Annotated in this window: 19 protein-coding genes; 11 read left to right on the top strand and 8 right to left on the bottom strand. The window is 73.5% G+C overall.

Features of this window, described 5'->3' with window-relative positions:
- Positions 1-152: 152 nt before the first annotated feature.
- Positions 153-2,594 carry a choice-of-anchor Q domain-containing protein gene (locus ACOOHE_RS06155; RefSeq protein WP_420456925.1) on the bottom strand — a complete coding sequence of 814 codons (2,442 nt, stop codon included), beginning with the start codon at positions 2,592-2,594 and terminating at the stop codon, positions 153-155.
- A gap of 226 nt (positions 2,595-2,820) precedes the next feature.
- Positions 2,821-4,743 carry an ABC transporter ATP-binding protein gene (locus ACOOHE_RS06160; protein WP_420456926.1) on the bottom strand — a complete coding sequence of 641 codons (1,923 nt, stop codon included), beginning with the start codon at positions 4,741-4,743 and terminating at the stop codon, positions 2,821-2,823.
- Between the two features lie 349 nt (positions 4,744-5,092).
- Here ACOOHE_RS06160 and ACOOHE_RS06165 point away from each other — a divergent pair, with 349 nt between their 5' ends.
- From ACOOHE_RS06165 to ACOOHE_RS06180, 4 genes are all read left to right on the top strand, one after another.
- The gene (locus ACOOHE_RS06165) at positions 5,093-5,476 is read left to right on the top strand and encodes a hypothetical protein (RefSeq protein ID WP_420456927.1); all 384 of its coding nucleotides are present in this window, start codon (positions 5,093-5,095) and stop codon (positions 5,474-5,476) included.
- A 198-nt stretch (positions 5,477-5,674) separates the two neighbouring features.
- The gene (locus tag ACOOHE_RS06170; RefSeq protein ID WP_420456928.1) at positions 5,675-6,568 is read left to right on the top strand and encodes an alpha/beta fold hydrolase; all 894 of its coding nucleotides are present in this window, start codon (positions 5,675-5,677) and stop codon (positions 6,566-6,568) included.
- A complete protein-coding gene (locus ACOOHE_RS06175) occupies positions 6,565-7,635 on the top strand; it encodes a sensor histidine kinase (protein WP_420456929.1) in 1,071 nt (356 codons plus the stop codon). Before ACOOHE_RS06170 ends, ACOOHE_RS06175 begins: the two co-directional genes overlap by 4 nt.
- On the top strand, positions 7,632-8,381 hold the full coding sequence (locus ACOOHE_RS06180; RefSeq protein WP_420456930.1) for a LytR/AlgR family response regulator transcription factor: 750 nt from the start codon (positions 7,632-7,634) through the stop codon (positions 8,379-8,381). Before ACOOHE_RS06175 ends, ACOOHE_RS06180 begins: the two co-directional genes overlap by 4 nt.
- 205 nt (positions 8,382-8,586) lie before the next feature.
- On the opposite strand, the gene ACOOHE_RS06185 is transcribed toward ACOOHE_RS06180, so the two are convergent.
- Together ACOOHE_RS06185 and ACOOHE_RS06190 are read right to left on the bottom strand one after the other, a co-directional pair.
- Complete coding sequence (locus ACOOHE_RS06185) at positions 8,587-9,510, bottom strand: ribonuclease Z (protein ID WP_420457604.1); 924 nt, start codon at positions 9,508-9,510, stop codon at positions 8,587-8,589.
- A 215-nt stretch (positions 9,511-9,725) separates the two neighbouring features.
- A complete protein-coding gene (locus ACOOHE_RS06190) occupies positions 9,726-10,874 on the bottom strand; it encodes a S66 peptidase family protein (RefSeq protein WP_420456931.1) in 1,149 nt (382 codons plus the stop codon).
- Between the two features lie 331 nt (positions 10,875-11,205).
- On the opposite strand from ACOOHE_RS06190, the gene ACOOHE_RS06195 reads away from it, so the two are divergent.
- From ACOOHE_RS06195 to ACOOHE_RS06205, 3 genes are read left to right on the top strand one after another with little or no spacing between them, the layout of a single operon-like run.
- Positions 11,206-11,652: a hypothetical protein gene (locus ACOOHE_RS06195; protein WP_420456932.1), complete on the top strand. Its 447-nt coding sequence runs from the start codon at positions 11,206-11,208 to the stop codon at positions 11,650-11,652.
- Positions 11,649-12,068: a type I restriction enzyme HsdR N-terminal domain-containing protein gene (locus ACOOHE_RS06200; RefSeq protein ID WP_420456933.1), complete on the top strand. Its 420-nt coding sequence runs from the start codon at positions 11,649-11,651 to the stop codon at positions 12,066-12,068. The genes ACOOHE_RS06195 and ACOOHE_RS06200 overlap by 4 nt, the downstream gene beginning before the upstream one ends.
- A gap of 54 nt (positions 12,069-12,122) precedes the next feature.
- The gene (locus ACOOHE_RS06205; RefSeq protein ID WP_420456934.1) at positions 12,123-12,329 is read left to right on the top strand and encodes a hypothetical protein; all 207 of its coding nucleotides are present in this window, start codon (positions 12,123-12,125) and stop codon (positions 12,327-12,329) included.
- Between the two features lie 7 nt (positions 12,330-12,336).
- On the opposite strand, the gene ACOOHE_RS06210 is transcribed toward ACOOHE_RS06205, so the two are convergent.
- Together ACOOHE_RS06210 and ACOOHE_RS06215 are read right to left on the bottom strand one after the other, a co-directional pair.
- Positions 12,337-12,996: a uracil-DNA glycosylase gene (locus tag ACOOHE_RS06210; RefSeq protein ID WP_420456935.1), complete on the bottom strand. Its 660-nt coding sequence runs from the start codon at positions 12,994-12,996 to the stop codon at positions 12,337-12,339.
- A 144-nt stretch (positions 12,997-13,140) separates the two neighbouring features.
- Positions 13,141-14,397 carry a hypothetical protein gene (locus ACOOHE_RS06215; RefSeq protein WP_420456936.1) on the bottom strand — a complete coding sequence of 419 codons (1,257 nt, stop codon included), beginning with the start codon at positions 14,395-14,397 and terminating at the stop codon, positions 13,141-13,143.
- A 300-nt stretch (positions 14,398-14,697) separates the two neighbouring features.
- Here ACOOHE_RS06215 and ACOOHE_RS06220 point away from each other — a divergent pair, with 300 nt between their 5' ends.
- Complete coding sequence (locus ACOOHE_RS06220) at positions 14,698-16,584, top strand: DUF294 nucleotidyltransferase-like domain-containing protein (RefSeq protein ID WP_420456937.1); 1,887 nt, start codon at positions 14,698-14,700, stop codon at positions 16,582-16,584.
- A gap of 569 nt (positions 16,585-17,153) precedes the next feature.
- Positions 17,154-17,369, top strand: coding sequence for a DUF2283 domain-containing protein (locus ACOOHE_RS06225; protein ID WP_420456938.1), 216 nt, complete (start codon positions 17,154-17,156; stop codon positions 17,367-17,369).
- Between the two features lie 40 nt (positions 17,370-17,409).
- Here ACOOHE_RS06225 and ACOOHE_RS06230 read toward each other — a convergent pair whose 3' ends face one another.
- Both ACOOHE_RS06230 and ACOOHE_RS06235 read right to left on the bottom strand, forming a co-directional pair.
- Positions 17,410-18,681, bottom strand: a complete 1,272-nt coding sequence (locus ACOOHE_RS06230) for a hypothetical protein (RefSeq protein ID WP_420456939.1) — start codon at positions 18,679-18,681, stop codon at positions 17,410-17,412.
- A 155-nt stretch (positions 18,682-18,836) separates the two neighbouring features.
- Positions 18,837-19,631 (bottom strand): TrmH family RNA methyltransferase, encoded by a 795-nt coding sequence (locus ACOOHE_RS06235; protein ID WP_420456940.1) that lies wholly within the window; start codon positions 19,629-19,631, stop codon positions 18,837-18,839.
- Between the two features lie 71 nt (positions 19,632-19,702).
- Here ACOOHE_RS06235 and ACOOHE_RS06240 point away from each other — a divergent pair, with 71 nt between their 5' ends.
- Positions 19,703-20,533, top strand: a complete 831-nt coding sequence (locus ACOOHE_RS06240; RefSeq protein WP_420456941.1) for a hypothetical protein — start codon at positions 19,703-19,705, stop codon at positions 20,531-20,533.
- Positions 20,534-20,600: 67 nt separating this feature from the next.
- A complete protein-coding gene (locus ACOOHE_RS06245) occupies positions 20,601-21,329 on the top strand; it encodes an SDR family oxidoreductase (RefSeq protein ID WP_420456942.1) in 729 nt (242 codons plus the stop codon).
- Positions 21,330-21,430 lie beyond the last annotated feature (101 nt).

Here is a 21,430-nt window from a genome sequence, read left to right on the forward strand (position 1 = left end):
ACAGGGATCGGCCCGGCCGTGGGCCCGGACGCGCCCGGCGCGTACGCCATGGGATCCTCTTTCAGCGGAAGGGATACCGCACGGCCATACAAACGAGGCCCCCCGCTCGCTAGAGCAGGGGGCCTCGCTACGGTCAGATAAACCGGGAGACGTCAGCGGGTGACGGTGACCTGCTGGGTGGCCCGGACCGTCTGGCCCTGGAGCACGAGGACGTAGACGCCCGCGGCCAGCGACGACCCGTCGACGTCGACCGAGATCACGCCCTCGGCCTGGGCCGGGCCTGAGAACACGTCCTGGACCCGGCGGCCCATCACGTCGTAGAGCGCGACCGTGACCGGCTGGGCCTCGCGGACGGCGAACGTGGCCGAGGCCCGGGCCCCGAACGGGTTCGGGGCCACGCCGAGCCGGACCGGCTCCGTCATCGACTCGAGCGCCGACGACGGGGCGGCGATAAGGTCCTCGCTCGTCTCGCCGGCCTCGAACGCGCCGACGTCGTCGGACCCGTCGTCCCGGCTAAACCCGCGCTGGTCGACGTCGAGGTCGGTGTTGCCGGCGTCGATGGCCGGGCTCCCACTCATCAGCGCCGCCGTCAGCGTCGGCCCGCCGTTGTCGGCGAGCGGCTCCAGCATCGGGTCCGTCCCGGTCTGGTCGCTCGACTGGGCCGGGAAGGTGTCGTCCGACGGCGTCGTCCCGATCACGTTGAACCCGTCGGACTCGAACTGGCCCCGGAGGTTGGGTCGGTTTGTCGCCTCGTTGTCAGCGACGATCGTGTTTCGGAGCGTCATCGACGTCTCGCCCTCGGTGTTGAGGCCGCCGCCGGCGATGCTCGCCACGTTCTCGGCAATCGTCGCGCTGTCGAAGGTGATCGACCCGTCCGAGGCGAAGGCGCCAGCGCCGAACCGAGCGTTGTTGGCGTAGACCGTCGAGTTCTCGACCGTGATCGAGGCGCCGGAGTACGCAGCCAGGCCGCCACCGTTGCCGCTCGTGTTGTTCGAGACCAGGCTCTGCGAGACCGTCGTCGTGCCGCTCACGGCCTGGATGCCGCCGCCGCTCGAGTTCGCGTCGAACGTCCGGTTGTTGGCGATGGTCGTCGTGGTGACGGTCGCGTCGCCGCCGTTGACGTAGAGGCCGCCGCCGCCGTTGCCGAGCGTCCGGCCGCGCGCTGCGTTCGAGGACAGCGTGGAGTTGTCGAGGGTGAGCGTGGTCCCGGTGTTGATCCAGATGGCGCCGCCTTCGGAGCCGGCCTCGTTGCCCGAGAACTCGGTGTCGTCGATGTCGAGGTCGACGTCGCCGGTCGTCGTGTGGATGGCCCCGCCGTTGCCCGGCGCCATGGCCGTCACGTTCTCAGTGAACGCCGAGTTCATGATCGTGACGTCGACGTCGGCGCCCGAGTCGCTAGCCGTGACCTCGATGGCGCCGCCGGCCCGCTGCGACCGGTTCTCGCTAAACGTCGCGCTGTCCAGCGTGGCCGAGCCGCCGTTGACCAGGATGGCGCCGCCCGAGCCCGAGGCTCCGACCGCCCGGTTGTTCACGAAGGTCGTCCCCTCGTCGCCCATCTCGACGGTCAGGGTACCACCGTCGACGTAGACGCCGCCACCCCCCTTGTCGGCGTCGTCGCCCTCGGCGAGGTTGGTCATGAGCGTCCCGCCCATCAGCGTGAGGGTGCCGGAGCCGGAGATCCAGTACGCGCCGCCCTCCTGGGCCCGGTTCCGCATGGCCGTGCTGTTCCGGATCGTGATCGACACGTCGCCGCCGCCGTGGACGGCGCCGCCGTTGCCGGGGTTCGACCCGGCCGTGTTCCGGTCGAACGTGCCCCCGGTGATCTCGGTCGTCCCGCCGACCGTCTCGATGGCCCCGCCGGCCCGCTGCGACCGGTTGAGCGTGAACGTCGAGTTCTCGACGGTCAGCGTCGCCCCGTTCGGGCTCAGGATCGCCCCGCCCGAGCCGGACGTCCCCAGCGCCCGGTTGTCCGTGAACGTCGAGTTCGTGACCGTGACGGGGGCGCCGTCGGTGTAGATCGCGCCGCCGCCCTCGTTCGCGCTGCTGCCGAGCGAGCGGTTGCCCGTGAAGGACGAGCCGTCCACCGTGAGCGAGCCCGGGGCGAGGACCATGATCGCTCCTCCCGTGAGCGGGGCCCGGTTGCTGTTGAACTGGCAGTTGGTGACCGTGACGGACGCGTCGATGATGGCGATAGCGCCGCCGTCCCTGAAGCCCCCGCGGAACGTGATGTTGTCAAAGACGACGTCCCCAGGCGCGCCCACTCGGAAGATCCGCCGCGACGGAGCCGCTGTGATCGTGACCGGCCCGCTCACCGTCAGGGACTCTTCGACCCTGAGCCCCGGGCCTGCGAGGGCGACCGTGGCGACGGTGAACTGGATCTCGTCGTTCGAGTCGTCGCCGGCCGTGCACCCGCCGATGGCCGAGTCCGTGTTGGCCGAGGCCACGGCCTCGCGGAGCGTGCACCCCGTCCCGTCGTCGGTGGACGAGTTGACCGTGATGATGGCGGCCGAGGCCGGGAGCGCAGCCGCCAGCACGAGCGCGGTGAGGAGGATGGGCTGCGAGAGTCGCCGTGTGAGCGTAGACGAAAGCCTCATGACGCGGTGGGGAGGGTGACTGCGCCTGCGCGGGCCAGGGGAGGGGCAGTCACGGATGGAGAGGAGAAGCTGCAATATGCAGCACGCGGGCGACAACTCGCCAGTCTATTTCAGATCCCCTCGACTTTGCTCCATTGGAGCAGTCCTGTGCGGCCTCTTCCGCTCTCAGGCCGGGGCCTCGCCCGACGTCAACGGCCCTCAGGAGGAGCGCGGACCGAGCCGTCGTCTACGCCGTCGCCGCCCGCTCCTGGTCGGCGTACTGGAGCTCGTAGAGCCGGCGGTACAGGCCGTCGGCCGCGAGGAGCGCCTGGTGGTCGCCGCGCTCGCGGACCTCGCCCTTGTGCAGGACCAGGATCTGGTCGGCGTGCTGGACCGTCGAGAGCCGGTGGGCCACGACGAGCGCCGTCCGCCCCTCCATCAGCACGTCGACGGCTCGCTGGACCATCTCCTCGGTCTCGGTGTCGACCGACGACGTGGCCTCGTCGAGCACGAGCACGGCCGGGTCGTACAGCAGCGCCCGGACGAACGAGAGCAGCTGGCGCTGGCCCAGCGACAACGTCGCCCCCCGCTCGCCGACGTCGGAGGCGTAGCCGGCCGGCAGCGCGTCGATAAACCGGTCGGCCCCGACGAGTCGGGCGGCCTCCGCCACGCGCTCGGTCGACACGTCGGGGTCGCCGAGCGTGACGTTCTCGGCGATGGACCCGGAGAACAGGAAGACGTCCTGGAGCACGAGCCCGACCTGGCGGCGGAGCTCGGCCAGCGGCAGCTCGCGCACGTCGACCCCGTCGAGCGTGATGCGCCCGCGCTGGGGCTCGTAGAACCGGAGCAGCAGTGACAGGATCGTCGTCTTCCCCGAGCCCGTCGCGCCGACGAGGGCCAGGGTGTCGCCGGGCTCGGCCGTGAACGAGACGTCGCGCAAGACCCAGTTCCAGTCCGGCTCAGGGGGAACGGGGAACGGGGAACGGGGAACGGACGGATCGTCGCCGGATGCCTCTGTGCCTCCCTCGCCGTTCTGCCCATTTCCCAGTTCCTCGTTCCCATTTCCCGCGACCGTAGGGAGCCGCTCGTACGCGAACCACACGTCCTCGAACGCGATCCGGCCGGCGGCGCGGCCGTTCGGCAGACGTGTCGGCGTGGCCGGCTCCGCCAGCGACTGGTCGTCGTCGAGCAAGTCGAACACGCGCTCGGACGCGGCGAACGCGGCCTGGATCGAGTTGAGCTGGTCGGACAGGTTCCGGACCGGCTCGAAGAACAGGCGGACGTACTGGACGAACGCGATCAGCGTGCCGATCGTGACCGCCTCGCGCATGGCCTCGGTCCCCCCGAACCAGATCACGAGGGCCAGCGCGGCCGACGCGATGATGTCGACGACGGGGTAGAACAGGGCGTAGTAGTAGACCGTCTGGACGTGGGCGTCGCGGTGGGCCGCGTTGACCGCTTCAAAGCGGCGCTGCTCCTCGGGCTCGCGGCCGAAGATCTGGACCACGCTCATCCCCGTCACGTGCTCCTGCAAGAAGGCGTTGAGCCGGCCGACCTGCTTCCGCGTCTCGCGGTACGCCGCCCGCATCTTGCGCCGGAACACCTCGGTCGCCAGGACCATCGGCGGCAGCGCGAGGAGGGCGACGAGCCCGAGCTCGACGTCGAGCGACAGCATGAAGTAGCCGATGAACACCAGCCGCGCCAGGTCGCCCAGCATCGTCACGGCGCCGGCCGAGAGCAGGTCCGCGAGCGCCTCGATGTCCGACGTCGCCCGGGTGATCAACGTGCCGAGGGGCGTCTTGTCGAAGAACGCGAGCCGCTGGCGCTCGACGAACCGGAAGACGCGCGTGCGGAGGTCGTAGAGCGCGTGCTGCCCGACCCACTGCGTGAGGTAGCCGAGCCCGAAGTAGGCCACGCCCTCGGCCGCGAGCACGGCCGCGATCAGGAGCACGATCCGGACCAGCCCGGGCACGTCGCCGGGGATGATGAAGTCGTCGACGGCGGTCTGGACCAGGCGCGGCCGGAGCGGGCCCAGGAACGCGACCGTGAACGTCAGCGCGAGCGCCGCGGCGACGTGCCAGCGGTACGGCCACAGCAGCGCGCCCAGGCGCCGAACGAGGCCGCGCGGAGGGCGCCAGCCCGCGGGAGTTTGGGGTGCGTCGTCGGCCACGGCGCAAGCTACCCCGGGGCCGCCGGGCGCGGTTCCTGGTCGGCCCCGTCAGGCCCGAGTCGCCGCGCCCGACCGAGCCGTCCAGAAAACGGCCGCTTGTCGGAGGGCCGACCGAGGCAGGGTGCGACGAGAGCGGTCTATGCTCTCCTGCGCGGCGCAACTCCTCAGGTGCCGGTCCGCATAACCGGCCCGATCCCCTCGACACCATGACCCGCCAGCACACCGAAACCGTCGCGCGGCTCACGCTCGCGGAGCTGTGAGCACGGAAGCGAGAGCAGACAGGTCCTTCCGGTTCTGGCAGAGGTGGCTGCTCGGGGCCAGCGCGTTCTTCTGTGCGTTCGGGATCGTCGTGGCCCTGTTCCCGGACGCGCCGTTCCTGGCGCTCTGGAATGGGGCCGTCGCCGAGACGTTCTACGGCGGCGCCGAGCCCTCGGACGCCGCGGCGTTCCGCGCGTTCGTCCTCGGCCCGCTCGGCGCGACGATCGCGGGGTCGTACGCGCTCCAGGCTTTTATCGCCGCCGTCCCCTTTGCCCGGCGCGAGCCGTGGGCGTGGTGGGCCACGCTCGTCGGGCTCGTCGTGTGGTTCGTGACCGACTCGGCGCTCTCGATCGCGCACGGGGCCGCCTTCAACGTGTGGATGATCAACCTCGTCCCGGTCGCCGTCTTCGCCCCGCCGCTCGTAGCGACGTGGCCCGCCTTCTTCGTCGGCCCGCGCCCGTTCCGCCGCTCTTGAGAATTCCCGGCCCCTGGCGGGACGCTGAGCAGAGTTCGGCGGCGCTGGGCGGAACGGGCTCCCTAGTGCGTCAGCTCGATTGTGGGTCCTCGTGGAGCTCATGTCCCGCTCGTCCCGGAAACCGACCGCTCGTCCGGGTTCGCTTTCGAGAACGGCAGGGAGCCCTGACGTTGGGGCTACACCACACCCCGCGAGGCCATGTCCCGACTCTCCCTCCTCCCCGTCCTGCTGGCGACGATCGCCGCCAGCGCGAGCGCGCAGCCGCCAGCGGCACCGCACGCGACGTTTGCCGTCGAGGTCACCGGCTCCGGCCCCGACGTCGTGCTCGTCCCCGGCCTGTCCAGCTCCGGCCCGGTCTGGGACGGGACCGTCGCCGCGTTCTCCGGCACGCACACGCTCCACGTCGTGACCCTGGCCGGGTTCGGGCACGTCCCGCCCGTCGAGGCCAGCACCCAAGACGGGTTCCTCGACGCCGTCCGCGACGACTTGGTCGCCTACGTCCGCGCGCTCGGCCGACCGGCGGCCGTCGTCGGCCACAGCTTGGGCGGGTGGACCGCGCTCCGCGTCGGCGCCGCCGCGCCCGAGGCCGTCTCCCACGTCGTCGTCGTGGACGCCGTCCCGTTCCTGGCCGCGATGCAGAACCCGGCTGCGACCGAGGCCGGCGTCGCCGAGCAGGGCGCCCAGATGCTCCGCATGATGGCGCTCGCCTCGCCCGAGCAGTTCCGCGTCCAGCAGGAGATGGCGTTGACCGGGATGATTACTGACCCCGACACGGCCGCGGCCTACCTCGACGTCCACGCCGCCTCCGACCCCGCGGCCGTGGCCCAGGCCATGCACGACATGTACACGACCGACTTGCGCCCGCTCGTCCCCACGCTCACGACGCCGACGTTGGTGTTGGCCGCCGGGGCCGGGTTCGGGATGATGGGGCCGGACGGCGTCCGCGACCTCTACGACGCCCAGTACGGCGACGGCCCGGCCGTCCGCGTCGAGGTCGTCCCAGGCGCGCGGCACTTTATCATGCTCGACCAGCCCGCCGCGTTCGCCGCGCACCTCCGGGCGTTCCTCGCCGACGACCCCGCCACGCCGTGAGCCCGCGCCTCTACTGGACCTGCCAGCTTTCCGGGTGGGGCTTGTACGCCGCCGTCAACCTCGCGTTGGCGGTGGCGTACGGCGGGTTCTCCGAGACCGCGCTCGCGTTCAGCGTCGGCGCGAGTGCCCTGGGGTTGGGGGCCACGCACGCGCTCCGGGCCGTGATCCGGCGGCGCGGGTGGCTCACACTCGGTGTCGGGCCGGCGGCCGTGCGACTGACAGCGGCCAGCGTCGTCGCGGCGTGCGCGATGGCGGCGGTCGCCGAGGGCGGGGTCCGGCTCGCGGCGGCGCTCGGGTGGGCCGAGGCGCCGGCGTCGGTGTTGCTGGGCGCCGCGGTCAACTGGTCGTTCCTGGTGCTGCTGTGGTCGCTCGTCTACGGGGGCGTCCACGGCGTCCGCCGGTGGCAGCGGGCCGAGCGCGAGCGGGCGCACGCCGACGCCGAGCGCTGGCGGTTCCAGGCGCTGGCGCGCGAGGCCGAGCTGCGGGCGCTCCAGGCCCAGGTCAACCCTCACTTCCTGTTCAACAGCCTCAACACCGTCCGCGCGCTCGTCGGCGAGGACCCCGACGCGGCGCGGAGGGCCGTGACCGAGCTGGCCGACCTGCTCCGCTACGCGCTCGCCTCGGGCCGCCGCCCGACCGTCCCGCTGGCCGACGAGGTCGAGGCCGTCCGGCGCTACCTCGCGCTGGAGGCGCTCCGGTTCGAGGACCGGCTGGACGCCCGCGTCTCGGTCGACCCCGACGCGCTGGCGGCGCGCGTCCCGCCGATGGTGATCCAGACGCTGGTCGAGAACGGGATCAAGCACGGGATCGGCCAGACGGCCGAGGGCGGCGTGCTCCGGGTCGAGGCCCGCGCCGAGGCGGGCGTTGTCCGCGTGGTCGTCGAGAGCCCGGGCCGGCTCGACCCCGACGCCGAGCCCGAGAGCGGCCTGGGCCTGGCGAACGCGACGGAGCGCCTGCGGCGGCTGTGTGGCGAGCACGCCGCCCTCGTCGTCCGCCAGTCCGACCCGGCGACGGTCCGCGCCGAGGTCCTGGTGCCCGTCGGGGCCGTCGCGCCCGTCGAGCCGTGAGCGCCCGGCTCCGCGCCGTGGTCGTGGACGACGAGCGGCTGGCGCGCGTCGAGCTCCGGCGCCTGCTCGCGGCCCACCCCGAGGTCGAGGTCGTCGGCGAGGCGACCAGCGCGGCGGCGGCGCGGGACCTGCTGGACGACCTCGCCCAGGCGGGGACCCCGCCCGACGTGCTGTTCCTCGACGTCCAGATGCCGCGCGAGACCGGGTTCGACCTGCTCGCCGGGCTCGGCCGCGCGCCGTCGGCCGTCGTGTTCGTGACGGCCTACGACGACCACGCGATCCGGGCCTTCGAGGTCTCGGCGTTGGACTACCTCGTCAAGCCCGTCTCCCCGGCCCGCCTGGCCCAGACGCTGGAGCGCGTCGCCAGCGCCCCGCCCCCCGCCCCGCCTCCGGCCGACGCGGGCCCGCTGCTCGGCGAGGCCGACCGCGTGTTCGTCAAGGACGGCGAGCGGCTCCACTTCGTCCGGCTCGGCGACGTCCGCCTGTTCGAGTCCGAGGGCAACTACGTCCGGCTCTACCACGGGGCCGAGCGGCCGCTCGTGCTCCGGTCGCTGAGCGCGCTCGAGGGCCGACTGGACCCGGCCGCGTTCTTCCGGGCCAGCCGGAAGCACGTCGTCAACCTCGCGCACGTGGTCGGCGTCGAGCCGTGGTTCAAGGGGGGGCTCCGGCTCGTCCTCGAGGCCGGCGAGGCGGTCGAGCTGTCGCGGCGCCAGGCCCAGCGGTTCCGCGACCAGACCGGCCTGTAGCTCTTCCAGGCGCCAGGCCTGCCCCGCCGTCCCGAAACCGATCGAGGGCCACCCACCGGGGAGGGCGAGGCGCGAGGTCATCGTGGGAGTGAGCAGGCGCTGGAGGGCGCACGTCGGAGGCCGCTCGCCAGGCCCTCTCCGTAACACCGGCCGGGTAAAGCGCGGGAGGGCGCCGTCGCCCCGAGGCGAGTCCGGCGACGCGGGCTCACCGGCGAACCTCGTACCGCGCCAGCTCCTCGGCGGCGTCCGTGTTGGGGAACACCTCCCGCGCCTCGGCGACGAGCGGGGCGGGGTCCGAGTACCGGGCCGAGAAGTGGGTCAGGAGCAGCCGCTCGGCGCCGGCGTCCCGAGCGACCTCGGCGGCCTGCCGCGCGGTCGAGTGGCCGACCTCGGCGGCGCGCTCGGCGTGCTCGTCGGTGAACGTGGCCTCGTGGAGCACGAGGTCGGCGCCGGCCGCGAGCTGGCGGCCGCCCTCGCACGGGACCGTGTCCAAGACGTAGGCGAAGGCGCCGCCCGGCCGCTCCGGCCCGACGAGCCCGTCCGGCGTCACCTCGGTCCCGTCGTCGAGCGTGACGGTCTCGCGCCGCTTGAGCGCCTCGAACTGCCACCCCTCCGAGACGCCGGCGGCCCGTGCGGCGTCGCCGTCGATGGAGCCGGGCCGCGTCTTCTCCTGGTAGCGGAAGCCGGCGCAGAACACGCGGTGGTCGATGGGCCGCGCCTCGACGGTCACGTGGTCGTCCTCGAACACGACCTGGTGCTCGAAGCCCTCGGCCAGCTCGCGGTACGCCACGTCGAACGGGAGCCAGTCGTTCTTCAGCCCGGGCATCGCCCGCATCACGTCCCGGATCCCCTCGGGCCCGACGATGGTCAGCGGGTCGGTCCGCTCCAGCAGCGCCAGCGTCGTCACGAGCCCGGGCAGGCCGTAGAGGTGATCGCCGTGGAGGTGCGTGATGCAGATGGCGTCGAGCGCGCCCCGGGTCAGCCCGCCACGGACGAGCTGGAGCTGGCTCCCCTCGCCGCAGTCGAACAGGACGCTCCGGCCCTCGCGGCGGACGAGCGTGCCGGCCAGGTGGCGCGTGCGCGTGGGGATGGCGGAGCCGACGCCGAGCGGGATGACCTCGAACACGATGGGAAGGGGGGAGGGGCCGCCGTCAACCCGTCGCCGGGGTTCAGGGTTCGGGGGGATGGGGCACGGAGAGCGCGGCTGGCGCCGCAGAGGGCGCGGAGAGTGGCTTGACCCGTCGGTCAGTCGCCCGCACGTTCCGTGCTCTCCGTGCTCTCCGTGCTCTCCGTGCTCTCCGTGCTCTCCGTGCTCTCCGTGCTCTCCGTGCTCTCCGTGCTCTCTCAGGCCACCGGCGCGCGGAGGTACTCGAGCGTCCCCGCGTCGGCGTCGAGGCGGGCGCGCAAGCCGATGGGCAGCGTGTACACCGGCGAGACGTGGCCGATGGGGGCGCCCACGACGGACGGACACGGGTAGCCCCGGAGGTGCCGGCGGATCGTCTCCTCGGCCGTCCACGACGAGCCGCCCGAGCCGCACGACGAGCACTGCCCGAACGCGATCCCGGCCGCCTTCGGCAACCCGGCCGCCAGCTGGAGCTGGACCAGCATCCGGTCGATCCGGTAGGCGTCCTCGCCGACCTCCTCGAAAAAGACGACGTGGTCCTCGACGTCCGGGAGGAAGCCGGTCCCGGCGAGCGCCGAGATCACGGTCAAGTTGCCGCCGACGACGGGCCCCTCGGCCACGCCCCCGCGGACGGTCCGGGTCCGGTCCCGGTTCGACCGCGTCTCGGGCCCGACGACCGGCGGCTCGCCGTCGACCAGCGTCCGGACGAAGCTCTCGGCCGTCAGGCCGGCCCACGTCGAGACGCCGACGGGGCCGTGGAACGTGACCATCCCCGTCCGGGCGTAGACCGCCAGCAGGAGCGCCGTGATGTCGGAGTAGCCGACGAGCGGCTTGGGGTGGGCCGCGATCTCGTCGTAGTCCAAGAGCGGGAGCATCCGGGCGCAGCCCCACCCGCCCCGAACCGCGACGATGGCGTCGACGTCGGGGTCGCGGAAGGCGTCCATCACGTCGCGGGCGCGGGCCGCATCGGACCCCGCCAAAAATCCCATCCGGTCCAACACGTGGCGGCCGACGGTCGTCCGGAACCCGAGCCCCTCCAGCGCCTCGACGGCCTCGTCGACCTGGCTCCGCCCCCGCAGCACGCCGGCCGGGGCCACCAGCGCGACCGTCCCGCCGGCCGGCAGCCGCGGCGGCACCACGACGGGCCGCTCGACGGCGATCCGCCGGATCCGGCCGCCCCGGGGCACCGCCATCACCTCGGCGGTCTCGACGGGCGGTGCGCCCACCGGCGGCGGCGGCGACGGGGCGACGGGCGGTGTGGGGCGAGGCCACAGCGGCAGCGTCACGCCGCACCCGGCCAGGGGCAACGCGAGCGCGCCGAGACCGAGCCGGCGCACGACGTCGCGCCGGGAGAGGGGGGGAGGAGCCATCGGGGGGGACGAGGCGGGCGGCCCAACGTAACGCGACGGTCGGGCCGAGCGTGCGGGGGGAGAGGCGGAGACAGGGCTATCGCATCCTCTTCAGAGCTGGGCTCCGTGGCCCCCTACGAGGTCCCCTCTCCCCCCAAAGGGTGGAGAGGGAGACTCCGCTTCCCGAGTATGTGATAGCCCTGGAGGCGGAGAGGGCCGCTTCGCGGCGAGAGCGCGGCTGGCGCCGCCGAGAGCACGGGGAGACCCGCTTCACAGGGAGGATGAAGCAGGGCGTCCCGTCCGCGCTCTCCGCGCTCCTCCCGTAGCTTCCCGCCGTCTCCCCCCGACCCCTGTGGCCCGCATCATCCACGCCGGCGAGACGCCGGCCAAGCGCCGCCGCGCGCACACCCGCGCCTCGGCGGAGGCCCTCCGCCTGCTCGCCCAGCGCCCGAGCCTGGCCGCCGGCGCGTTCGACGCCGAGGCCAAGGACCTCGTCGCCTACCTCGCCCTCCACTTGCGCGGCATCGGCGACACCATCGAGGACGCGGCCCAGTCCTGGGACGACCGGAACTACTGGCGGAAGTCCGAAAAACTCCGGGCCGACTACCGGTGGGCGCCCCAGACCGCCGACGCCCTCGAGGCGCTCGTCGTCGCCGACGACTGGGCGGCCGTGGTCCCGGTCCTCCTGGGTCTCATCCCGCGTTTCGCCGACGTCACCATCGCCAAGATGACGCGGGACGCGGACCACTGGGTCGGGGCCCACCGCGCGCTCGTCCGGCGGGCCCAGGCCGCCGCGTGAGCGACCTCCGCACCCGGACGGAGGGTGGGCGGACGGTCGTCCACGACCCGGTCCGCCGCCGGTGGGTCGCGCTGACGCCCGAGGAGGGGGTCCGCCAGCGGCTCCTGCTCGACCTGCTCGCGCTGGGCTACCCGGCCGGGCTGCTGGCCGTCGAGCGCGGCGTCGTCTTCGGCGGCAAGATGTGGCGGGCGGACGTGGTGGCCTACGGCCGCGACCAGCGCCCGGCGCTCCTGGCCGAGTGCAAGGCGCCCGGCGTCGCCATCGACCAGACCACCTTCGACCAGCTCGGCCGGTACAACGCGGTGCTGGACGCACCCGTCCTCGTCGTCGACAACGGCGCGGCGCGGTACTGCTGCGTCCGCGACGGCGCGGGCTGGCGGTTCGTCGACGCGGTCCCGGCGTTCGGAGAGGTGTAGGGCGGATCTCCCCGGGCGCGGCTCCGTTCAGGGGCTCTCTTTGTCGTTCGGGTCGTGACCACGCTCGCCTCCGTCGTCTTCGCCGTATGGCTCGCGGTTGGGGTCGTCGCGAGCGTCCGGGCGGAGGTCGCGAAGGCGGACCGGGAGGGGCGACGCCGCGGGCTCGCCGCGTGGATCGGGCTCGTCCTCGCCATCGGTGCCGAGTGGGTCGTGATCGCGATCGCAGTGGTCGCGGCGGCCCTCTGGAGCGTCGTGACGTGACGCCCGATCAGAGCCGGTCCCAGACCTCGGCGATGCCCTCCCGGAACAACGTCGCCCCGCCCTGCGACGGATGGCGGACGTAGACCGGCCCAGCGCCGACGGCCTGGAGCGCGCCCTCGGCCTTCCGCCCGACGGCCACGACCGCGCGCGGGGACAGCGCGTCGACCGTCGCCGCCAGCAGCCCGTGCCAGCGGCGGACCTCGCGCACGCCGGGCGTCCGGATCGTCAGCGGCTCGCCGGCCTTGTGCGGGTGGAGGGGGACGGCGTTCCACGTCCAGAACCGGCCCCAGTGGGGGAGCATGGCGCCCCAGTAGATGCCGCCGCTCATCTCGCGCATCGGCTCGCCCGACGTTGCGAACTGGGCCGACGATGGGGTGCCATCGACCGGGAACGCGGGGTCGAGGAGCTGGCGCTCGCTGGTGAACGGGACGCCCGAGAACCGGCACCCCCACGGCCCGGGCGCCTCGGCGACGACGAGCACCTCGGGCGTCCCGTGCCGGGCGACGGCGTCGAGGGCGGCCACCAGGTTGGCTCGGCGCGTGGCCGGCGCGTCCGGCCCGTCGTGCGCGTCGGTGTCGCGGTACGGGTTGAACAGCCGGTCGCCCGCCGGCGCGTCGAACAGGTCGCGGCGGTAGAGGTCGAGGAGCCGGTCGCGCCAGTCGGGCATCGGGGGGCGAGGAGTGAGGAGTGAGGGGTCTGGCGCCGTGGAAAAATTCCGGGCAACCCGTGGCCTCCGAGCGTGCGGCGGGGTTCAACGTCGGCCACCTTCCCCGTCCCCCGTCCCCCGTCCCCCGTCCCCCGTCCCCCCCCGTCAGTTCCCGAAGCGCGCGTTGACGACCTGGTTGTAGATCGACCCAAACGAGTATGACACGCCCACCGAGGCGAAGTACTGGAAGCCGGTCGGGAGCTCCTGGTCGCCGGTCAGGATCTGGCCGTCCTCGGCGCGCGCGGCCCGCAGGTTGATCTGGTCGCGGACGAACTCGTAGTACCCGTCGACGCGCAGGCTGAGCCCGCGCAGCAGGCGGAGCTCGACGCCGCCGCCGAGCGACAGGTTGTACCTGTCCGTCCGCGAGAGGTACTGCGACGCGCTCGAGTAGATGTCGACCGAGCCCCACGGCTGGGCGAACTCGGCGGCCACGCCGCCCTCGTGGACCGGGAGCACCGCCGAGGTCTCCAAGAAGACCGTCGTGTCCTGGTAGGCCACGGCCTCGACGCCGGCCTGGTAGAAGAACCGGAGCTGGCGCTGGGTCGACTCGGCGTACGGGTACAGGTTGTACTCGACGGCCGGCGTGACCTCGGCGCGGGCGTCGTAGTTCGAGAACGTGTTGCGCGAGAGGTCCACGCGGCCCCCGGCCGACCAGTGGTCGGAGAGCGACACGACCACGCCCGAGTTGAGCCCGTAGCTCGCGTTGTCGCTCACGAACGGGCTCCCGTCGCTCAGCTCGAACTCGCTCCGGTTGTAGCTCGCGCGCGGCCGGATCGACACCTTCAGCGCCTCCGTCACGCGCTCGGCCGAGACCGACCCGAACAGGTTCGACGACGACGACTGGGACTGGCCGCTGAAGTACCCCTGGGCGTTGATCCGGAAGACCCAGCTGTTCCACGGGTCGACCCCGTCGGCCGCCTCGGTGGCCGCCTGGGCGGCGTCGGGGGCTGTGTACGAGACCGAGAGCCGGTTGGCGAGCCCGGTCCGCGCGGCGAAGCCGGCGAGCCCGAGCGCGAGCCGGTCCCGGAGCCCCCGCCGCTGGTCGTCGTCGCTGGCGCCGGGCGGCGTCGACGTCCGCAGCGTGTCGCGGCGCCCGGCCAGGGGCGCGCGCCGGCCGTCGAAGAACAGCGTGTAGCGGTCGCCCCCGCCGCCCGTCCCCTCGCGGACGACCAGGACGTAGACGGCGGCGTCGGCCTGGTCGCGGACGAACCGGGCGAACCCCACCTCGGTCTGGAAAAAGTCGAGGTCGCAGCCGGGCACGTAGCCCGGGCAGTCCACGGCCACCGCGAGGGGCCCGTCGGAGGGCTGGGCGAGCGCGGGCAGGGCGACCGCCAGGAGCGCGAGCGGGAGCAGACGGAGCACGGCGGTGGGGGGAACGGCGGCCCGAACGTACTTCCATCCGACACCCCAGGTCGGTCCCGTTCCGTGCCCCCTTTCGTGCGCGTCGATGTCGGGCGTTCGGGGGACCCTGGTGCGACTTGGAGGGCCCGGGGTCGGGTCCGGCCCGAGCCCCAGAGGCCTCCGCCGGTCGGGGACGGGAGGGCTGAGGGAGACGGCCGGCCCCCTCCGGCCCCGCCGTCCGCTCCGCCCCGGCCGCGCGCGCGCGGAGGGGATCCGGCCCGGCGGCCCCGCGTCCTAGCCGCCCCCTCTAGACCCGACCGCATGGCCGCCTCCCTCTCCGCCCAGATCGCCGAGCTCCTCGCCGAGACCGAACCGTTCGACGTCCTCTCCGACGACGAGCGCCAGTCGCTGCTCCAAAAGATGACGCTCGAGCTGTACGCCCCGGGCGAGGTCATCCTCCAGCAAGGCGACGACATCCACCGGGCGCTCTACGTCATCACCGAGGGGCTCGTCCGGTTGGCCGAGGCCGAGAGCGGGCGGACGGTCGAGATGGCCGGGGCCGGGTCCCACTTCGGGTCGTACGGCCTGCTCCAGGGCGGGGCCCTCCCGTACGAAGCGAGGGCGGCCGAGCAGACGTCGTGCGCGCTCATCGCGGCCGAGAGCTTCCAGCACCTGATCGAGACCAACGAGGCGTTCCGGGCCTACTTCGAGGCCGACATCAAGCGCTACGTCCGGACGCTCGACGAGGACATCGACGCCAGCGGCGCCTTCCTCCTGTTCGACACGACGCTGGGGAGCGTGCTCCGGGCCGACCCGCCGACCGTCGAGGTCGACGGGACCGTCCGGCAGGCGGCCCAGGTCATGGCCGCCTCCGACGCCGACTCGGTCGTGATCGTCCAGGGCGACGTCCCGGTCGGGGTCGTCACCGAGGGCGACCTGGTCGAGCGCGTGCTCGCGGCCGGCGCCAGCGCCGACGGCCCGGCCATGGGCCTGGTCGAGCGGCCGCCGATCGCGCTCCGAACCGACGAGCGGCTCTACGACGCCATGCGGACCATGATGCGCGAGCGGATCCGCCGGGTCGTCGTCGTCGACGCCGACGGCGGGGCGCTCCGCGGGCTGCTCACGGCCGAGGACGTGAGCCACTACCGCGGGCTCGACCCCGTGGCCACGACCGAGCGGCTGGAGCGGGCCCAGTCGGTCGCCGAGCTCGCCGCGCTCCGGGCCGACTCGAACCGCCGGCTCTACCGGCTCTACCACCAGGGCGTCCACTCCGAGGACCTGCTCGACTTGGTCACCGAGATCGACGACCAGCTCAAGCGGCGCGTGCTGACGACCGTCGAGCGCGACCTCCGCGACGAGCTCGGGCCCGACGCCTACGACGGGCCGTGGGCCTGGCTCACGTTCGGGGCCGCCGGCCGCCGCGAGTCGGTCCTCCGGGCGTGGCAGGACAACGGGCTCGTCTACGCCGACCCCGACCCGGCCGACGCCGACCGCGCCCGGGCCTACTACGAGCGGCTGGCGAGCCGCGTCGTGGAGGCGCTCCGCGAGTGCGGCTACGGCGACCCCGAGAACGGGATCGACGCGAGCCACCAGGCCTTCCGCCAGCCGCTCTCGAAGTGGCAGGCCGCCTTCGACGCCTGGGCCTCGGGCACCGACGCCGACGCCTCGGCCCGGGCCGCGCTCTGCTTCGACTTGCGCGCGCTCTACGGCGACACCGAGCTGGCCGACGCGCTGTGCTCGACGATCGCCGGCCACCTCCCCAACCCGCGCTTGTCCAAGATCATGGCCCGGGAGGGCACCCGTCTCGACCTCCCGCTGTCGACGTTCGGCCGGATCGAGGTCGAGGAGGTCGGCGGCCGGACCGGCCTCGACCTGCGGACGCGGGCCATCCAGCCGGTCGTCCGGCTGGCCCGGGCGCTCGCGCTCGACGCCGACTACCTGGGCTCGGCCAACACGTTCGACCGGCTCCGCCACGTCGGCCAGAGCGGCCACGCGCTGGCGGCCCAGGCCAAGGCGCTCGTCCCGCCGTTCACGACGCTCGTCGACATCCACCTCCGCGAGCAGATGCAGTCGGCCGAGCGGGGCCAGACGCCGACGGACCTCGTCGACCCGGACGGGATGCACAAGAGCCAGCAGAACTTGCTCAAGGAGACGCTGAAGTCGGTCCAGGCGGCGCAGGCTGCCGTCCGCAAGCACTACGGGCTGTAGGCTCGCCATGGTCAGCGACGTCCTGTCCGCCGGGCTGCTCCCAGAGGGAGAGACCGGGTTCAAAGACACTGGTCGCTACTACGCGGTCGAGGCAGACGGTCTCGACCGCGACTCTCGAACAGCGCGCGTCACCCGATTCCGCGTCGAACGTGGGCGACTGCTGGGGCGCGAGTCCTTCGTCGAGGGACCGTTGGTCCTCGTCGGGGCGGACCTACTCGTCATCGACGGGCTCACGCGAGAGGTCCGTCCGTCTAGGGACAAGACGCCTGTGCTTCGCAGGATCGAAGGCTCTCTCTACCGGTTTGCGCGTGGAGAGGGACCCTTGAGTCCTCTCCGCCAAACGGAGTATTTCAAACGCCGCGTCCTCGGAGAGCGTCCGTACATCGACCTCGCGTGGTGCGAGGCCACCGTCCGCGCGCCGGAGGCTACAGAGGTCCAGTCTGACGGGCGGTGCGACACTGGCGGTTCGTCCCGGAGTTGGGGAAGTACCTTCGCGTCGTAACGTTGCCGGACCGGAAGACGCTCCACAACGCTTTCCCAGACCGCTCCTTCCGGCCCCCAAACGAGCCATGACGTTCGAGTACTTCCCCGAGACCGACACGCTCTACATCGCACTCCGCCACGGTCCGGGCGCGGACGCCGAGGAGGTGGCGTCGGACGTCGTGCTCGACTACGATGCCGAGGGGGCCGTCGTCGGAATCACGATCGAGCACGCGAGCGAGCGGGCGGACCTCGGCTCGTTCTCCGTCACGTCGATCCCGACGCTCGCGGTCCCGGCGGCATAGCCGGGGGGCCCAGTGGCCGGCTGCGTGGCCCACACCACTACTACGGCACGCGGGCGTCGAGGCACTCGCGGAGCCGGTCGGCGACGGCCTGGGCGAGGTGCTCGCGGAGGTCGACCAGCGCGTCACTGTAGGCCCGGTCGGCTGCGTCGTCGGCGAAGGCGGCGCGCTGGCGGCGCGACAGGTCGAGCGCGCGCCAGTCGCCGGCCGTCGTCGCCCGGTCGTAGCTCGCGCGGCCCCGCGCCTCGACGGCGACGTCGCAGACCGGCCGGCCCCCGGCGTCGACGACGACCACGTCGGCGTTGGTCGTCAGGTCGATTTGGATCTGGCGGGCCGAGATCACCGCGTCGTCGCCGGTGCTGCGGACGCGGACGGTCTCGGCGCGGGCGTCGCCGGCCACCTCGCGCTCGCTCAGGTCGCCCAGGACGACGACAGCGCCGAGGTCGGCGCCCAGGTCGAGGGCGGCCCGTCCGAGCCGCCGCGGGCTGTCGCCGAGGGCGGGGCCGCGCCGCCGGCCCCGGTCCCACCGGCGGACGTCGGCGGGGTCCACCAGGACGACGAACGGGCCGGCGTCGCGGAGGTGGTCGTCCGCGAGCGCGTCGGTGAGGTCGCGGCGGAACGCCTCCGGGAGGTCGCCGCCCTCCGTCGGGAACACGGCCACGACCAGGCGGCCGGCGTCGACGATGGCCCCGCGCAGGTCCTCCAGCGCCACCGCGCGCGCGGGGTCGGGCCCGAGCGCGAGCGCCGCGTCGGCGTGAGCGAGCGCGGCGCGGACGTGGCCGGCGTCGAGGTCGGCCTCGGCCCAGGCCTGCCGCGTGTCGAGGACGAGCCGGTCGAGGGCATCGGCCTGTCCCGCCGACGGGCCGAAGGTGCGGGCCCGCGCGGCGCGGTCGAGCGCGCCCGGGAAGTCGGCCGCGTCGTAGGCCCGCGTGCCGCCGTCCAGGAGCGCGTCGACGGCGGCGGCGTAGGCCGCGTCGCGGTCGGCCTCGAACCTGGCCGGCCGCCGGAAGTCGACGCCGAGCGCGGCGGCCCGGTCGACGAGCGCCTGGGCCCGGCGGTAGCTCAGCGCCGCACCCTCGGGGTCGAGCCCGGCCGCCCGAGCGACGGCCTGGCGGACGGCCTCGCGCCCGGCGACGGCCAGCCGCCCGGCCACGTTCGGCAACGACGGGTCCCGTTCGAGCGCCGTCGCGTAGGCGTCCGACGCGGCGGCGTAGTCGCCCGACGTTTCGAGGGCCATCCCGTCGGTGTAGGCCCTCTTTCCCGAGGCGCACCCCCAGGCGACGACGGCGATCAGGGCGAGAGTAGCGAGGCGCATGGTCGGGAGGATAGAGGGTAGAGGTTGAACGGTCGGGTTCGAGACCCTTACCGAGAACCGAGACGAGCGGTCGCACGAGAGGCCGCCGCGAACGCGCCGGCCGTCACGCCGCCCTGCAACGAACGGACGGCCCCCGACGCTCCGCCTTCCGTCCTCTACTCTCCATCCTCTACCCCTTCTCGTCGTTCGTGCTCGGCCAGGAGCGCCGGTGCGAGCGGGACGGCGCGGGCCGTGTAGTGGGCGCGCAAGCGACGTTGGGCGTCGGCGTCGAGGTCGGCGTGGTGGCCGGTCCGGCGCAGGCGGTCGGCGCGGGCCCAGAAGAGAGCGAGCGCGGCGGCGACCGACACGTTGTAGCTCTGGACGAACCCGTCGAGCGGGAGGAGGAGCGCGGCGTCGGCGGCGTCGAGCATGGCGTCGCTGGCGCCCGCGTGCTCGTTGCCGACGACGAGCGCCGTGGGCCGGGAAAAGTCCCAGGCCTCGATGGGGAGCGCGTCGTCGCGGAGCGCGGTCACGGCGACGCGCCCGCCGCGGTCGTGGACCCAGCGGACGTAGGCGGCGGGGTCATCCCAGGCCCGGAGCTCGACCCACTTGTGGGCGCCCTGGCTGGCCCGGCGCGTCGCCCGGCGGTCGGCGACGGTCGGTTGGTCGTCGCCGCCGAGGATTTGGGCCACCATCTCGGCCGCGTCGCCTTCGAGGCCGACGACGTGGGCCGCCCCGAACCCCAGCCCCTCGGCGCTCCGCAGGACCGCGTTGACGTTGCCGGGGTCGACGAGCCCCTCCAGCACGGGCACCACGCCGAACGCGCGCGCGGCGGCAACGGACGCGATCCGGTCCCGCCGCTCGTCGCTGAGGTAGGCGTCGAGCACGCGCACCACGGTCTCGGCCGGATACGCCGTGTCGCCGACCGGGACGGCGTCGGGCAGGTCGAAGAATGGCGGCGCGGGGAGCATGGCAGTCGGCGTGGCCGGGAAAGCTAGCCCGGCCCGGTCCGTAGCTTCCGAGCTGCGCTCCACCCCCGCCTATGCCCCGCCTCGCCCTCCTCGCCCTGCTCCCGGCGCTCCTCTTGGTCTCCGCCTGCGGCGACCGCGCCGAGGCGCCCGCCGAGGACCTCACGACCGCCGGCGCCGTGGCCGACGCCATGCTCGCGCGCTACGCCGACAACCTGGGCGACGTCGAGGCCTTCACCGTCGTCGGCGGGGGCGCCGAGGCCCGGTACTCGCTGTCCGGCGACACGACGGGGCTCGACCGGTTCGGCCCGCCCCAGGTGGCGCCCGTCGGCGACGCGGCGCCCCAGATGGCGGCGCAGCTCTTGTTCGTCCAGGTCCCCAACGTGCCCCGGATCGCGCGCGGACTCCGCTCGGCCGAGCTCGCCGGCCCGCTCACGCGCGACGGCCGCCGCGCCTACGTCCTGTCCACGACCGACCCCGGCGCGCTCTTCGGCGAGCCCGGCCTGGCCTCGACCGACACGACCGAGACGCGCGAGTTCCGGGTCTACGTCGACGCCGACCGGTTCGACGTGCTCGAGATCTACCAGCTCGTCGCCTCGGACACGCTCCGCCAGCCCATCACCAGCCGGATCTTGTACAGCGACTTCCAGGAGACCGACGGGGTCACGCTCCCGCACACGGTCCGCCAGATCGAGACCGGGCTCAACCTGGCCATGGCCGACGACGACCGGATGCTGATGGGCGGCCAACTCGGGATCCAGAAGGAGCGGCTCAAGATGGAGCCGCCGACGCCCGAGCGCGACGCCCAGATCGCTAACCTCGAAGCTCAGCAGCGCGTGATCGCGGAGGGCATCTCGGAGATGACGCTGGAAGTCGAGGCCGTCCGCGTGGGGGCGGAGGAGTAGGGCGCGGGCGGATCCGCCCCGTCGGGCTCGCGTCCCAGCCGATCCCTCTCCTCGACCCCTCCGACTCATGGACCTCCACGACGCCGTCGTCGTCGTCACCGGCGCGAGCCGCGGCATCGGCCTGGCGACGGCCCGCCGTTTCCTCGACGCCGGCGCGACGGTGGCCGGGCTCGCCCGCTCGGCCGACGACCTCGACCGGATCGCCGAGACGTTCGGCGACGCCTTCACGCCCGTCGTCTGCGACGTCACCGACGCCGACGCCACGGCCTCCGCCATCGACGGTGTGGCCGACGATCTCGGCCGGCTCGACGTGCTCGTCAACAACGCCGGCCTGGGACGGTTCGACGCGGTCGACGAGCTGGCGGTCGACGACTGGAACGTCCAACTCGACACGAACCTCTCGGGCGTCTTCCACTGCACGCGCGCGGCCGTCCCCCACATGAAGGCCCAGGGCGAGGACCGCGGGCCCGACGCGACAGCGGGGTTCATCGTCAACGTCGCCAGCATCGCCGGGCTCGTCGGCAACCCCCGGCTGAGCGGGTACAACGCGACGAAGTACGGGCTGAGGGGGTTCTCCGACGCCATCATGAAGGAGCTCCGGCCGTTCGGGATCAAAGTGAGCTGCCTCTACCCGGGCTCGGTCGACACCGACTTCGGCCAGGGCTCGGGCTCCGGTCCGAACCCGAACGCGATGAGCCCCGAGTCCATCGCCGAGACGGTCCACCACGTCGTCGCGGCGCCGCACGGGACGCTGATCTCGGAGGTCGTCCTGCGGCCGATGGTCGGGCGGAAGTAAAGCGGAGAGCCCGAAGGACGGGGTGGCCTCCGGGGCCGAGGACCGGAGACGGAGGGCCGCCAGAGGGGTCCGTCCTAGGTCTCCCGTCCCCGGTCTCCCGC

This window comes from Rubrivirga sp. (assembly GCF_965213695.1).
In the GTDB taxonomy this organism is placed as follows: domain Bacteria; phylum Bacteroidota; class Rhodothermia; order Rhodothermales; family Rubricoccaceae; genus Rubrivirga.